This window comes from Bradyrhizobium sp. RT6a (genome assembly GCF_040547675.1).
Lineage (GTDB): Bacteria > Pseudomonadota > Alphaproteobacteria > Rhizobiales > Xanthobacteraceae > Bradyrhizobium.
The window spans coordinates 1,294,008-1,308,191 of the sequence record NZ_JBEPQC010000001.1 but is presented as its reverse complement, the minus strand read 5'-3'; the positions used below and the strand labels follow the sequence as shown (position 1 = coordinate 1,308,191).

General features: G+C 63.6%; 11 protein-coding genes. 5 read left to right on the top strand and 6 right to left on the bottom strand.

Features of this window, described 5'->3' with window-relative positions:
• Positions 1-23 precede the first annotated feature (23 nt).
• Positions 24-587, bottom strand: a complete 564-nt coding sequence (locus tag ABIC03_RS06245; RefSeq protein WP_354056397.1) for a MarR family transcriptional regulator — start codon at positions 585-587, stop codon at positions 24-26.
• Positions 588-973: 386 nt separating this feature from the next.
• Between ABIC03_RS06245 and ABIC03_RS06240 the strand changes: the two genes are divergently transcribed.
• On the top strand, positions 974-1,378 hold the full coding sequence (locus ABIC03_RS06240; protein WP_354056395.1) for a YccF domain-containing protein: 405 nt from the start codon (positions 974-976) through the stop codon (positions 1,376-1,378).
• Between the two features lie 63 nt (positions 1,379-1,441).
• Positions 1,442-2,191 (top strand): chemotaxis protein CheB, encoded by a 750-nt coding sequence (locus tag ABIC03_RS06235; protein ID WP_275170562.1) that lies wholly within the window; start codon positions 1,442-1,444, stop codon positions 2,189-2,191.
• A gap of 778 nt (positions 2,192-2,969) precedes the next feature.
• On the opposite strand, the gene ABIC03_RS06230 is transcribed toward ABIC03_RS06235, so the two are convergent.
• Positions 2,970-3,887: an NADP-dependent oxidoreductase gene (locus ABIC03_RS06230; RefSeq protein WP_275170563.1), complete on the bottom strand. Its 918-nt coding sequence runs from the start codon at positions 3,885-3,887 to the stop codon at positions 2,970-2,972.
• A gap of 1,238 nt (positions 3,888-5,125) precedes the next feature.
• Between ABIC03_RS06230 and ppc the strand changes: the two genes are divergently transcribed.
• A complete protein-coding gene (ppc, locus tag ABIC03_RS06225) occupies positions 5,126-7,915 on the top strand; it encodes a phosphoenolpyruvate carboxylase (protein ID WP_354056392.1) in 2,790 nt (929 codons plus the stop codon).
• 60 nt (positions 7,916-7,975) lie between these two features.
• Here the strand turns inward: ppc and ABIC03_RS06220 are convergent, their stop codons facing one another.
• The 4 genes from ABIC03_RS06220 to ABIC03_RS06205 form a co-directional block, all read right to left on the bottom strand.
• Positions 7,976-9,142 carry an SMP-30/gluconolactonase/LRE family protein gene (locus ABIC03_RS06220; protein ID WP_275170565.1) on the bottom strand — a complete coding sequence of 389 codons (1,167 nt, stop codon included), beginning with the start codon at positions 9,140-9,142 and terminating at the stop codon, positions 7,976-7,978.
• A gap of 114 nt (positions 9,143-9,256) precedes the next feature.
• Entirely contained in the window at positions 9,257-10,171 is a 915-nt protein-coding gene (locus ABIC03_RS06215; RefSeq protein ID WP_247288650.1) for an SDR family oxidoreductase, read from the bottom strand.
• Between the two features lie 105 nt (positions 10,172-10,276).
• Positions 10,277-11,416, bottom strand: a complete 1,140-nt coding sequence (locus ABIC03_RS06210) for a thiolase C-terminal domain-containing protein (protein ID WP_354056389.1) — start codon at positions 11,414-11,416, stop codon at positions 10,277-10,279.
• A gap of 3 nt (positions 11,417-11,419) precedes the next feature.
• Positions 11,420-11,833 carry a Zn-ribbon domain-containing OB-fold protein gene (locus ABIC03_RS06205; protein ID WP_354056387.1) on the bottom strand — a complete coding sequence of 138 codons (414 nt, stop codon included), beginning with the start codon at positions 11,831-11,833 and terminating at the stop codon, positions 11,420-11,422.
• Between the two features lie 173 nt (positions 11,834-12,006).
• Between ABIC03_RS06205 and ABIC03_RS06200 the strand changes: the two genes are divergently transcribed.
• Entirely contained in the window at positions 12,007-13,356 is a 1,350-nt protein-coding gene (locus tag ABIC03_RS06200) for an amidase (RefSeq protein ID WP_354056385.1), read from the top strand.
• Positions 13,349-14,035: a DUF2848 domain-containing protein gene (locus ABIC03_RS06195; RefSeq protein ID WP_275170569.1), complete on the top strand. Its 687-nt coding sequence runs from the start codon at positions 13,349-13,351 to the stop codon at positions 14,033-14,035. Before ABIC03_RS06200 ends, ABIC03_RS06195 begins: the two co-directional genes overlap by 8 nt.
• Positions 14,036-14,184 lie beyond the last annotated feature (149 nt).

The window sequence follows — 14,184 nt, the reverse complement described above, 5'->3', positions numbered from 1 at the left end:
CGCCAGGAAAGGCTGCCAAACGCTCAGGTGCGCCTCTCGAAATGGGTGCAGAGCAATTCTGTTTCTTTGAGGGCCAGTTCTTTTCGAAACAAACGGCATTCGAAGTGACTGCCCTTCTGCTTGCTTCTTTCTGCCAAGAACATGCACTCGCTGCAAACGTCTGTATGATGCCGCCTTAGCGCAGTATCAAGACGGCGAAGGGCCTGCCGGAGTGCATCGCGTAGTCGCGTTCTGTCGGCAAGCTCGAGTATCACAACCTGATCCCGAAGGGCACTGATCGGATCGCGATCGAGAAACTTCGTGCCCTGTGGCGTCACGGACAGCGCGATCGAGCGCTTGTCTTCCGTCGACGCCTTGCGGGTCAGCAGTCCTTTTTCTGCAAGTACGGCGGCGATCTGGGATGCGCTCGTCCGAGTCGTGCCTAGATAGGTTGCCAGGGCGCTCGGAGTTTTCGAGAATCTGTTTGCGCGCGCCAGGAAGCGAAGTGCCATCCATTCGCGGTCGGTCAGGCCGGAGCGGTGGCCCTCAAAAAGCCATGTGCCCGCCGACTGCACCAACAGCTCGATGACCTCGTTTGCCACTTTCATGAAAGCCCCATCGTCGACCGCGCGCAGGACACCCCCCGCAGACTCAGCCTCCTCGTTTTTGCGAAACTCAATTCCAACACACGGGAGAGTGCTTGTTTCCGGTATAAAAATACCGACAGGCGTTCTGAAGCGGCCGCTTCCGCAGCTGCGCTCTATGCCAATTTTTCCCGATTGCCGATTTCCGATAGCGCGTCCGTTCCTGCAAGGGAACACCGTAGTTACCCGGTAACGATCACTTTCGAGGGAGGGTCGGCGATGCCCGCTGCGCTCGACCTCGCGCAAAGCGACGACGACATCGATAGCAATCGTGCGCCAACTTGCGGTCGTGAACCATGATCTCGGCGATCATGTTATATGAACGGGATCATCGACCTTCGGATCATCCCATGGCTCCCGTTTCCATCCTGCTGAACCTGCTCTGGATCCTCATCGGCGGCGCCTGGATGGCGCTCGGCTGGCTGGTCGCCGCGGTCATCATGGCCATCACGATCATCGGCCTGCCCTGGGCGCGGGCGGCTTTCAACATCGCGGTCTACACGCTGATGCCGTTCGGCTCGCGGGCGGTCAGCCGCTATGAGGTCACCGGCATGAGCGATATCGGCACCGGCCCGCTCGGGGTGATCGGCAACATCATCTGGTTCGTGCTGGCCGGCTGGTGGCTGGCGCTCGGCCATCTCCTCACCGCTCTGGCCCTCGCGATCACCATCATCGGCATTCCCTTCGCCTGGGCCCACCTCAAGCTCGCGGGCATCGCGCTCTGGCCGATCGGCAAGGTGATCGTGCCGGCTTGAAGCAAACTCGTGGGATGGGTAGAGCGCCAGCGAAACCCATCATCCGTCCGCCGATGAGGGCGCATGATGGGTTTCGCTGTGCTCAACCCATGCTACGCGCTTTCTAGTGAAGTCGCGAGACTAGCCCGATCCAAGCTCATTCGGACCAAACTTGAGGCAGATCAATCCTGTCGCAGTGCAGCCTGCCATTTTGGCGACATGCAGCCAAATCGAGCGGATGAGTTCGGGCCTTGTTTTGTCGCAATCGGCGCTTCCGGTGCTGAGGGCTTGCGCGATTTGGGGGACTTACTCGGAGCGCTTCCTGCCAATCTGGCCGCCGTCGTGCTTGTGGTCCTGCATCGCCCCAGCGACCGCATCAGTTATCTGCGTGAGGTGCTGGCGCGCCGGTCGATGCTGCCCGTGATGATACCGGACGAGGACGAGGAGTTCGAGGTTGGCGTCTGCTACGTCGGCGAACCTGCAGCGCACCTTTCTCTGGCGGCTCGAAGCCGCGTCCACCTGATTGAGGGCCCGCAAGACCAGTATCGCAATCGGACGGTTGACCTGTTGTTCACGTCTGTCGCAGCTCACGCCAGAAGGCGCGCGATCGGAGTTGTATTGCGCGGTGAGCTAAACGACGGATCGCGTGGCTTGGAGGCGATACATTTCGCCGGCGGCGTCACGATGGTGCTGGGGACGCACGGCGCCGCAACGCGCGGTATGCCTTTGAATGCGACGGAATATGATGGGCCTGTCGACTTCATCGGCTCGATCAGCGACATCGCTGCGGAAATCGTCCGCCGGATCGCGATCAGAGCCGTCAAGGCAGCCTAGAACTCGTAAGACGGGTAGAGCGCGAGCAACCCATCAAACCGTCCACGATGACGAAGCATGATGGCTTCCCAAGGGCCCAACCCATCCGAGGTGTGCTGCGCCCGTTGCCGACCTAACGGAGCCGGAGTGCGTGAAGGCAGCTTCTGATTCGAAGTGGACCACGACTGCTTTCAACCGGGCACAGGTATCCTACGCCTCCGCAATGCGTCAGATTTCATTGCAACTTTTTCCCGGCTTCATTGTTGACGAGCGGGAGCGAACGCGGCGGCAATGTGCTGCGGCTGGCTGCCCTTGGCTTATTCTTTATCGGGAGGCGATTGCATGAAGTGGCTTTGTTTGGTCGGCTTTGTGGCGGGGACCGTTGCTTTAATACCCTCACCTTCAGCTTCGGCGATGCCCGCTGCCAAGCCCGACGCACTGGGCGCGTCTCAGACTGACACTATCGAGGTCAAGGGCGGCCACGGACATGGCGGTGGTCACGGCTGGGGTCATCGCGGCGGCCGTGGTCATCATTACGGCTGGGGCAGAGGCCGAGGCCATCATTATGGCTGGCGGCACCATCACCGCTGGTAACCGTCACGATTGTCCCCAAACCGGAGTTGGGTGACCTACGTTCGATATGGACCGCGAAGCACATCCGGGAGCTTGAGACCTAAGCTCGTAGGAGGGGTAGAGCGTGAGCGAAACCCATCAAACCGTCCGCCGATGTCGAAATATGATGGGTTTCGCAAGGGCTCAGCCCATCCTGCACGCTGCGTGCATCGATGGGCATGCTCCCTCAGGGACGAACGCGAATGATCGTATTACCCTTGCGTCGCCTGGTCGGGTTTAAGGCGGTGACCGCATCGTCGAAGATCGAGATGTTGCCGATGTTTGTCCGCAATCGTCCGTCCCGCACCCGCTGGACGATCTCACTCAGTTGGGCACGATCGGCCTCGACGACAAAGTCGACCGCCAGGCCATCGGAGGGTCGCGCCTCTGCGGGCCCGACGATGGTGACCAGTGTTCCTCCCACTCGAATCAACCCTGCGGACCGCTTCTGAATGTCACCGCCGATGACATCGAACACCAAGTCGACTTTGCCGATGTCTTCCAGGGCATCGTTGTCGAGGTCGACGAACTCCTTCGCGCCGAAGTCGAGCGCTGTCTGACGGTCGGCGGCGCGTCCAGAGCCGATGACGTAGGCGCCGGCCTCTCGTGCGAGTTGCGTCACCATCGACCCGACTGCGCCGGCCGCGCCGTGTGCGAGGACGCTCTGCCCCGCCTGGAGACGGCCATGCTGGAACAGCCCTTGCCACGCGGTTAGGCCCGAGACCGGCAGGCTTGCGCCCACCGTGAAGTCGACGTCGCCCGGGAGCGGCGCGAGATTGCGCGCCTCGATCGCCACATACTCGGCGAGCGTGCCGTCGCGATACCAGTCCGCGAGGCCAAACACCCGCTGTCCTACCGACAACCCCGTAGTGCCATATCCGAGAGCGGTGACCACTCCAGCCAACTCATGCCCAGGGATCGACGGCGTTCGGTCACGCTCGAGGCGATCGGTCCAGGTCGAGGGCCACGTCAGCTCGGTCGGAACAAATCCCGACGCATGAACCCGAACAACGACGTCGTTTATCGATGCCTGCGGCTCGGGCCGGTCCACCAGCTTCATCCCGGCCGTTCCCGCGGCCCGTTCCGTTACAACGATCGCCTTCATGGGATTATCTCCTCGGTCATTGTCTCTTGATGCAACTGTTGCGGGCAGCTTAAGCACAACGGCTATCCACAAACTGCCGGGCAGTGTGGAAGTGTCCGCGATCTGCGCTGTCTGCATTGACCGGCTTGTACTGAGACTGCCGATCGGGTTCGCTTCGGTCGCGGTACTAGCGGCTAGATGCGTCGTGCCTGGTCACGAAACCAGTACCAAGATTGCAAATTTTGGCTGTACCAGCGCATCAGGCGGCGCTCAGATTGAGCTCGTAGGATGGGAGAGAGCGTGAGCGGCACCCATCGATCCGTCCGCCGATGACGAACATATGAACGCTTTCGCAATCCTACGCGCTCTGCACTGCGATGCGAGCCCGCACAGTCAGTGCTGCGCCCCCAATCCCTCGCGTTGCCTGACAGGCAAAACACGCCACATACAGGTCAAGCACACGTCCCGCAGATATTCTGATTGACCGAATTCACCTCTTCGGGTAAACCGCAGGCATCCTGGCCCGCTAAAAAGGGCGTTTCGCGATCGTCACGATACGTGAGCCGGGATGCGATGGACGCGGCAGCGCCGGCGCGTGACGAGGTGGGAGGGCGGGCTACGCCTGTGAGCCATCGCGATCTGCGCGAACGACCCGGAGCTGTCACAGCGCTTCTTTTCGGCTTCGGGAGCGAGCACGCGCAAGCTTCCGGATGTTCGGGGAGGGACGTCCGCGGACGGCAAAAGCGTGTGGTCCTGACGCCCGGGGTCTGTGCGTCAAGGCTTGCGGTGATGTGCGGCCCGACCGGGTGCGCGCATCGATCATCCGCGAGGCGACGGGGGCAATAGTGCATCGCTCCCCGGGGAGAGCGCGCCATAAGCCGTAAAACCATTGCGCAGGGAAGGCCGGATGTTCCGGCATCACCTGTGGTCACCCCCGCGTGCGTTTTTCGCGTGCGGACCCTGGGTGCCAGCCGGCGCCCGGCCTTCCCTGCGCCCTTCTTCTCGACGAGGGCGAAACGGACAGCAAAACTCGGGCGCTCGCGCCGCGAGACCGCGGACGTGTGCAGTGATGCGTTACAGGCAAATCTCTCGTGCCCCGGCTCTGCGCAGCAACGCTTAAGGGCGCTGCAGCGCGTCCGGGACACGACCGCCCCCGGCGGTGTGCGCCGCCACGAAGTTCACCTTGCACTGCGGTAGAAAAATATCGCACACTCGGCTGAGCCGGGCAGTCAAGCGAGCTCGAACCAGGGGAGCGAGCCATGTCCCTCCAGACATTACCATCCGACACCGCCGACCAACGCCCCAACCGCCCCGAGGATGTCCAGGCGCTGGAGGCGGATGCGCGGATGCGCGACGACATCCGCCTGCTCGGTCGCATCCTGGGCGACACCGTGCGTGACCAGGAGGGCGCCGATGTGTTCGACCTGGTCGAGCGCATCCGGCAGACCTCGATCCGATTCCACCGCGACGAGGACCGGCTCGCCCGCCGCGAGCTCGAGCAGATCCTCGACAGCATGTCGACCTCGGAGACGGTGCGGATCGTCCGCGCCTTCAGCTATTTCTCCCACCTCGCCAACATCGCCGAAGACCAGAACAACATCCGGCAGATGCGCGCCAACAAGGGCGGCGGCTCCGGCGTGCTGGCCGAGACGCTCGCCCATGCGAGGGCGGCGGGCATCGGTGCCGATGCCCTGCGCAACTTCTTCAAGAGCGCGCTGGTCAGCCCGGTGCTGACCGCGCATCCGACCGAGGTCCGCCGCAAGAGCACCATGGACCGCGAGATGGAGGTCGCTGGCCTGCTCGATCGTCGCGAGCGCGTCGCGCTGACGGCGGACGAGGCGGCCGCCAGCGACGAGCAGCTCCGCCGCGAGGTGCTGACGCTGTGGCAGACCAATCTGCTGCGCCGGACCAAGCTCACCGTGCTCGACGAGGTCGCTAACGGCCTATCGTTCTACGATTACACGTTTCTCCGCGAGGTGCCGCGGCTGGTCAACGGGCTGGAGGACCGGCTGGAGGAGGGCGGCCAGCAGGCCGCGGGCGAGCTCGCCTCGTTCCTGCGCATGGGAAGCTGGATCGGCGGCGACCGCGACGGCAATCCCTTCGTCACCGCCGACGTCATGCGCGGCACGCTGCGGCTGCAGTCGAGCCGGGTGATGCAGTTCTATCTCAATGAGCTGCACGTGCTCGGCTCGGAATTGTCGATCGCGGCGCATCTCGCCGACGTCTCCGAGGAGCTGCGCACGCTCGCGGAGCGCTCGCCCGATACCTCGCCGCATCGGAGCGGCGAGCCGTATCGTCTTGCGGTCTCCGGCATCTATGCGCGCCTCACCGCCACGGCCGAAATGCTTCAGGTCGAGATCACCCGTCGGCCGGTCGGCAAGGGCGCTCCCTATGACAGCGTCGGGGAGTTCAAGGCCGATCTCGACGTGCTGCACCGCTCGCTGATCTCCAACAACGCCGGCGTCATCGCCCGCGGCCGGCTGCGGCTGCTGCGGCGTGCGGTGGACTGCTTTGGATTCCATCTGGCGCGGCTGGACATCCGCCAGAACTCGGCGGTGCACGAGCGCACCATCGCCGAGCTGATGGACGCCGCCAACCCCGGCATGTCGTATCTCGCGCTCGGCGAGGACGCCCGCATCTCGCTGCTCACCAATGAGTTGCGCTCGACGCGCTCGCTGGTGTCGCCATTCGTCAAGTACAGCGACGAGACCATGGGCGAGCTCAACGTCTTCCATGCCGCCGCCGAAGCGCATGCGAAGTTCGGCTCGGACGCCATCCCCCAGTGCATCATCTCGATGTGCAAGGGCATGTCCGACATGCTCGAGGTCGCGGTGCTGCTCAAGGAGGTGGGGCTGGTGCATCCCTCCGGGCGCAGCGCCATCAACATCGTGCCGCTGTTCGAGACCATCGAGGATCTGCAGGCGTCCTCCACCATCATGGACCGCATGCTCTCGCTGCATGATTATCGCCGCCTGGTCGACAGCCGCGGCAGCGTGCAGGAGGTCATGCTGGGCTATTCCGACTCGAACAAGGATGGCGGCTTCGTCACTTCGGGTTGGGAGCTCTACAAGGCCGAGATCGGCCTCGTCGACGTGTTCGAGCGCCATGGCGTGCGGCTGCGCCTGTTCCATGGCCGCGGCGGTTCGGTCGGTCGCGGCGGCGGACCGAGCTACGACGCCATCATTGCGCAGCCCGGCGGGGCAGTGAACGGCCAGATCCGCATCACCGAACAGGGCGAGATCATCTCGTCGAAATATTCCAACGCCGAAGTCGGCCGCAACAATCTCGAGATCCTGGCCGCTGCGACGCTGGAGGCGAGCCTGCTGCATCCGCGCCAGAGCGCGCCGCGGCGCGAATATCTGACCGCGATGGACGAGCTTTCAAACCTCGCCTTCAAGGCCTATCGCGGCCTCGTCTACGAGACCGACGGCTTTGTCGATTATTTCTGGGCATCCACGGTCATCAACGAGATAGCGACCCTCAACATCGGCAGCCGCCCGGCCTCGCGCAAGAAGACCCGAGCGATCGAGGATTTGCGGGCGATCCCCTGGGTGTTTTCCTGGGCACAATGCCGCCTGATGCTGCCCGGCTGGTACGGATTCGGCAGCGCGGTCGAGCAATGGATCGCGGAGCATCCCGACAAGGGCATGCCGTTCCTGAAAGAGCTCTACAAGGAATGGCCGTTCTTCCGCATGCTGTTGTCGAACATGGACATGGTGCTGGCCAAGAGCTCGATCGCGATCGCCTCGCGCTATGCCGAGCTCGTGCCGGATGAAGCGCTCCGCGAAAAAATCTTCGGCCGTATCCGCCGCGAATGGCATTCCTGCATCGAGACGCTGCTGGACATCATGGGCCAAGACCGTCTGCTGCAGGGCAACCCGCTGCTGGAGCGCTCGGTGCGCCACCGCTTCCCCTATCTCGACCCGCTCAACCATGTGCAGGTCGAACTGCTGAAGGAGCATCGCGCGCAGAACCCGGACGAGCAGGTGCTGCGCGGGATTCAGCTGACGATCAACGGCATCTCGGCGGGCTTGAGGAATACGGGTTGAGAAGCGAGTAGCGAACCGGCGCGCGTCCAAATTATTCGCTACTCGCCACTCTATTATTCTCTACGGCTTCATTGCGCCCTGTACGCTCGTGTAGACGGCGTAGAGCGATGTCGAGCCACAAATATAGAGCCTATTTCGCTGCTGACCTCCGAAGCACAAATTAGCGACCGTTTCCGGAATATGAATCTTGCCAAGCAAGTCGCCCGAGGGCGTATAGCAGCGTACGCCGTCTTCGTTTGCGTCCCCCCAGCCCACCGAGCACCAGACGCGTCCTTCGGTGTCACAGCGGACACCATCGGTGATGCTCGGTTTCGGCATCTCTGCGAACACCTTGCTGTTCGACACCTTTGCCCCGGCGACGTCGAGATCGAACACGCGGATATGGGATGGATTGTCCGGTCCGTCGGTGAAACCGGTGTCGCAGATGTAGAGCTTCTTCTCGTCCGGCGAAATAGCGAGTCCGTTCGGCTCGACAAAGTCGTCGACGACGACCTTGACGTCACCGGACTTGGGATCGACCCGGTAGACGTTCTTCTTCTCCTGCTCGGGCTCCGCTTTGATCCCCTCGTAGAAGCCGCCGATGCCGTAGGCCGGGTCAGTGAACCAGATCGCGCCATCGGCCGTCACGACCGCATCGTTGGGCGAGTTCAGTCGCTTGCCGTTGAATTTGTCGGCAATGATGGTGATCGAGCCGTCGAGTTCAGTTCGCGTCACGCGCCGACCGCTGTGCTCGCACGTGATCAGGCGTCCTTCGCGATCGATCGTGTTGCCGTTCGAGTTCATCGAGGGCTGGCGATAGACGCTGACGTGACCGTCGTCCTCCGAGAAGCGCATGATGCGATTGTTCGGAATGTCGCTGAACAGCAGGTATCGCCCGGCCGCGAAATATACGGGCCCCTCGGCCCAGCGGAAGCCCGTTGCGACGCGCTCGACCGCCATGGTGCCGGCAAAGGCGGGAAAGCCGGGGGGCCCAAACGATGGCGGCCCCTTCTTGGCGGATTCCAAATGGGCGTCCGGATAACGGCTGCCCGGCAGGGGTCCCAACGGTAGTGGCGCGGTCGATCTTGTCGGTGCACCCGTCTGGCCCAAGGGCGTCACGGACGCCCCCAGCGCTGCGGTCATGGTGACGCCCGTCGCCGCAACTGCCGCTGCCGCGCCCTTCAGCAGGGTGCGGCGCGCGAGAACAGGCTCATTGACGTCGGTGGAGATGGTCAGTGGGTTTGTCATAGTCGCCTCCCATTTTTTTGTTTGGGAGAAAACTGTCCGCCTGCAATCGGGCGTAAAGCGGGCGATCCCCGGCTGGACAACCGGAGATCGCAATGCAGCAAAAGTGGAATTCGCTTACACGGGATCCCAGGGGAAGATGTCGGCGGAGCGGTCGAGCTTGTAGAACGAACCCTTCAGCGCCGGCATGCCGTGTTCCGCGATCGATTGCGGCGTCCAGCCTTCGCTCCGATGCACCGAGCGCAGCGGGCGGTTCTGGCTGAACAGGAACAGCTCATTCATGCGTGCGCCGAAGATCTGCCCGGAGACGTCCTTGGCGGCATCGGAGAGCAGATAGGCGCAGACCGGCGCGATCTTCTCCGGTCCCATCTGCTTGATCTTCTCGACGCGCGCCTTCTCGGCTTCGGTCTCGGTCGGGATAGTGCCGATCATTCGAGTCCAGGCGAACGGCGAGACGCAGTTGGAACGGACGTTGAAGCGGCCCATGTCGAGCGCGATCGACTTCGACAGGCCGACGATGCCGAGCTTGGCGGCGGCGTAATTGGCCTGTCCGAAGTTGCCGATCAGGCCGGAGGTCGAGGTGAAGTGCACGAACGATCCGCTCTCCTGCTCGCGAAAGATCCGCGCCGCGGCGTGGCTGACGTAGAACGAGCCCATCAAATGCACCTTGATGACAGCCTCGAACGCTTCCACGCTCATCTTGTGGAAGATCATGTCGCGCAAAATGCCCGCATTGTTGACGACGCCGTCGAGCCGACCGAAATGATCGGTCGCGGTCTTCACGATCTTGCTGGCGGGAATGGCTTCGGCCACCGACTCGAAATTGGCAACCGCGGTGCCGCCGCGCTTCTTGATCTCCTCGACCACTTCCTCGGCGGGCGCGGCGCTGGTGCCGGCGCCGTCCGCGGCGACGCCGGGATCGTTGACGACGACCTTGGCGCCCTCGCCAGCGCAGAGCAGCGCGATCTCCCGCCCGATGCCGCGGCCTGCGCCGGTGACGATGATGACCTTGTCTTGCAGTGATTTGCTCATGTGGATGTCTCCTGTTTTGCCCGTCATTCCGGGATGGTGCGAAGCACCAGACCCGGAATCTCGAGATTCCGGGTGCGCGCTGCGCGCCCCCGGAATGACGGTGCGTTACCTCTCGTTCGTAAACACGATCGTGCCCGACGCGGCGAACATGCCGCCGACGCCGTGGCACACCGAAATCTTCGCGTTGGCGACCTGCGCCGGCGCAATGCCGCGCATCTGCCGGACGCTCTCCTGGAGCGCGTACATGCCGTACATGCCGGAATGCATGTAGCTCAAGCCACCGCCATTGGTGTTGAGCGGCAGCTTGCCGCCCGGGCGCGTGTTGCCGTCGGCGATGAACTTGCCGGTCTCCTCGTGCGGCATGAAGCCGAGGTCGCCGAGGCCGAACAGCGGCAAATGCGCAAACGCGTCGTAGATCATGAGATGATCGACGTCCTTGTGTGCGATGCCGGCCTCCTTGAAGGCGAGGGGCCCCGCGGTCTTGAACGCGCGCGAGGAGTTGAAAGTCTCCATCTGGCTGACCATCGGCGTCTCCACGCTCTCGCCGGTGCCCATGATGTAGACCGGCTTGTGCGGAAAATCCTTGGCACGGTCGGCGGAGGTCAGGATCAGCGCGCCGCCGCCGTCGGTGACGAGGCAGCATTGCAGCAGACGGAACGGATAGGCGATCATGCGCGAGTTGAGGACGTCTGCGACCGTGATCGGATCCTTCATCATCGCGCGCGGATTCTTCGCCGCCCATTCCCGCTGCACCACTGCCACCGAGGCGAGCTGCTCGTGTGTGATGCCGTAGGTCTTCATGAAGCGCAGCACGGGGATCGGGAACATGCTGGGCGGGCCGTAGACGCCGAACGGCGCCTCGAACTGGCCTTGCAGGCTGTCGGCGGGAATCGAGCGCGGCGCCTTGCCGATCATCGACTTGCCGCTCTCGGCATGGGTGATCAGCACGGTCTTGCACAGGCCGGCCTCGATCGCCGCGGCGGCATGGCGGACGTGCAGCATGAAGGAGCAGCCGCCGACCGAGGTGCCGTCCACCCAGGTCGGCTTGATGCCGAGATAGTGGCAGACTTGCTGCGGCGTTTCGACCGCCGTGGCGAAACCGTCGATGTCCGACAGCTTCAGTCCGGCATCGGCAATGGCATTGAGCGCCGCGTCCGCGTGAAGCTGGAGCTGCGAGGCGTTGGGGATGACACCGAGCTCGGTGGTCTCGGCCGCGCCGACGACGGCAACCTGGTTGCTGCGCATGGTCTATCCCTTCGCCGGACGGAATACGGGGAGGGTGACCTTGTCGTCGAGCGCCTCGAAGGCGACCTCGAGCTTCATGTCGAGTTCGAGCGCTTCCGGCGTCTGCGGGCAGTCGATGATGTTGCTCATCATCCGCGGCCCCTCCTCGAGCTCGACCACGGCGATCGCGTAAGGCGGCGTGAAGCCGGGCGCGGCGGGACGGTGGTTGATCACGTAGCTGTAGAGAAAGCCCTTGCCGGTCGCCTTGAAGATGCTGACCTTGCGCGAGGCGCAGGACGGGCAGAACGGGCGCGGCGGGAAATAGACATGCGCGCAGGCGTCGCAGCGCTGCAGGCGCAACTCGCCCGCCTTGGTGCCGTCCCAGAAATGCTGGGTCTCGGGCGTCGGTTTCGGTCGCGCGCGCTGCGGTTCGGCCATCTCGGCAGGTCCTCCCAAGGCTAAGCTAAGCCCGGCTGTTGCGATCTTGATGCGACAATCGACCATGGCGCGTCAACGGTCCAGCAATGCGCATGCATGCCATCATGCGCACAATGCTTGTGTCGAAGTGAGGCAGCGCTATACATTGCACGCAAATATTCCGTGAGACAGACATGCCCGATTTTCCGACACTGACGAAGCTCGCCGAAGACCTCGAAAGCGGCCGCACCTCCTCCCGCAAGCTGGTCGAGGCTTGCATCGCCAAAATCGCCGATCCGGGTGGCGAGGGGCAGCGTGCCTTCATCCACGTCGACAAGGACGCCGCGCTTGTGGCGGCGGATGCGATGGATGGTTTGCGCAAGGTGAAGGCAGCGCCCTCGCGCTATGCCGGTATCCCGGTCTCGATCAAGGATCTCTTCGACATCAGGGGCCAGGTGACGCGCGCCGGCTCCCGCGCGCTCGACGATTCCTCGCCGGCCGAACAGGATGCCCCCACGGTGGCGCGGCTGCGCAAGGCCGGCTTCGTCGTGATCGGGCGCACCAACATGACCGAGTTCGCCTATTCCGGCATCGGCATCAATCCGCATTACGGTACGCCAAAAGGCGTCTGGAACCGGGCCGAGGGCCACGTGCCCGGCGGTTCGTCCTCGGGCGCAGCGGTGTCCGTGCTCGACGGCATGGCGCATGGCGCGCTCGGCACCGACACCGGCGGCTCCTGCCGGATTCCGGCGGCCTATAACGGCATCGTCGGCTACAAGCCGACGCAGCGGCGCGTACCGCTCGACGGGGCTGTGCCGCTGTCGTTCTCGCTCGACAGCATCGGGCCGCTGGCACGATCGGTCAGTTGCTGTGCCATTCTCGATGCCGTGCTCGCCAACGAGCCCATCGCCCCGCTGAAGCCGCGCCCTGTCAAGGGCATGCGGCTTGCGGTGCCGACCACGATCGCGCTCGACGACCTCGACGCGGCTGTGGCCGGGACGTTCGAGCGGGCGCTCAAGAGTCTCGCCGATCACGGTGCGATCATCGAGCGCATCGAGATGGCCGAATTCCACGACATCGGACCGATGAACGCCAAGGGTGGCTTTGCGGCTTCCGAAAGCTACGCCTGGCATCGCTACCTGCTCACATCCAAGGGCGACGTCTACGATCCCAGAGTCTCCGTGCGTATCATGCGCGGCGAAGCGCAGAGCGCGGCGGACTACATCGATCTTCTCAACGAGCGCCGCTCGCTGATCGCCCGCGTCAATGCGCGCATCGCGTCCTATGACGCGCTGGTGCTGCCGACCACCGCCAACACGCCGCCGAAAATATCGGATCTTGCCGACGACAAGGCGTTCACCATGGAAAACCTGCGGGCGCTCCGCAATTGCACCCTGATCAACATGATCGACGGCTGCGCCATCTCGCTGCCGGCGCATCGCGAGGGTGAGATTCCCGTCGGCCTGATGCTGGCGGGCGCGGGCGGATCGGACCGCCGTATCTTCGAGCTTGCTGCCGGCATGGAGGCCCTAATTCGTGTTTGACCTGACTTTCACCGTTGACGCCCAGGACACCACCACGCCGCTGACGCTGGCGATCGACCAGATGGTCATCGCCGGCTGGACCGGCCGCGATCCGGTCGCGCGCGACAAGCACATTGCCGAGCTGCAGGAGATGGGTATCGCCCCGCCGGCCTCGACGCCGATCTACTATCGCGCCTCGGCGCGGCGCTTGACCATAGAAGATAGCATCGAGTGCACCGGCGGCGATTCCTCCGGCGAAGTCGAGTTCGTGCTGATCGGCTGGCAGGGCCGCATTTTCGTCGGCTGCGGATCCGACCACACCGACCGCAAGGTCGAGGCCTACAACGTCACGGTGTCCAAGCAGATGTGCGACAAGCCGATCGCATCCACGCTGTGGGAGCTCGAGGACGTCATCGGCCATTGGGACAGGATGATCCTGCGCTCCTGGGCCACCATCAAGAGCGAGCGCGTGCTCTACCAGGAGGGCACGCTCGACGCGATGCTTCCGGTCCCTGACTTGATCGCGCGTGGCTTCGAGCGTGGAAAATTCCCCGACGGCTGTGCCATGTTCGGCGGTACGTTCGCGGCGAAGGGGGGTATCCGCCCCGCCGACCGTTTCGATTTCGAGCTGGAAGACCCCGTTCTGAAGCGCACGATCAAGCACGGCTATGACGTGGTGACGCTGCCGGTGCGAGGCTGAAGCCTCTCCATCGTCATTGCGAGGAGCTCTTGCGACGAAGCAATCCAGACTGGTTCCGCGGAGGAATTCTGGATTGCTTCGCTCCGCTCGCAATGACGGGGAGAGAGTCGGGAATCGGGTGGCCGGGTGAACGTCGGGTTGCGAGAATC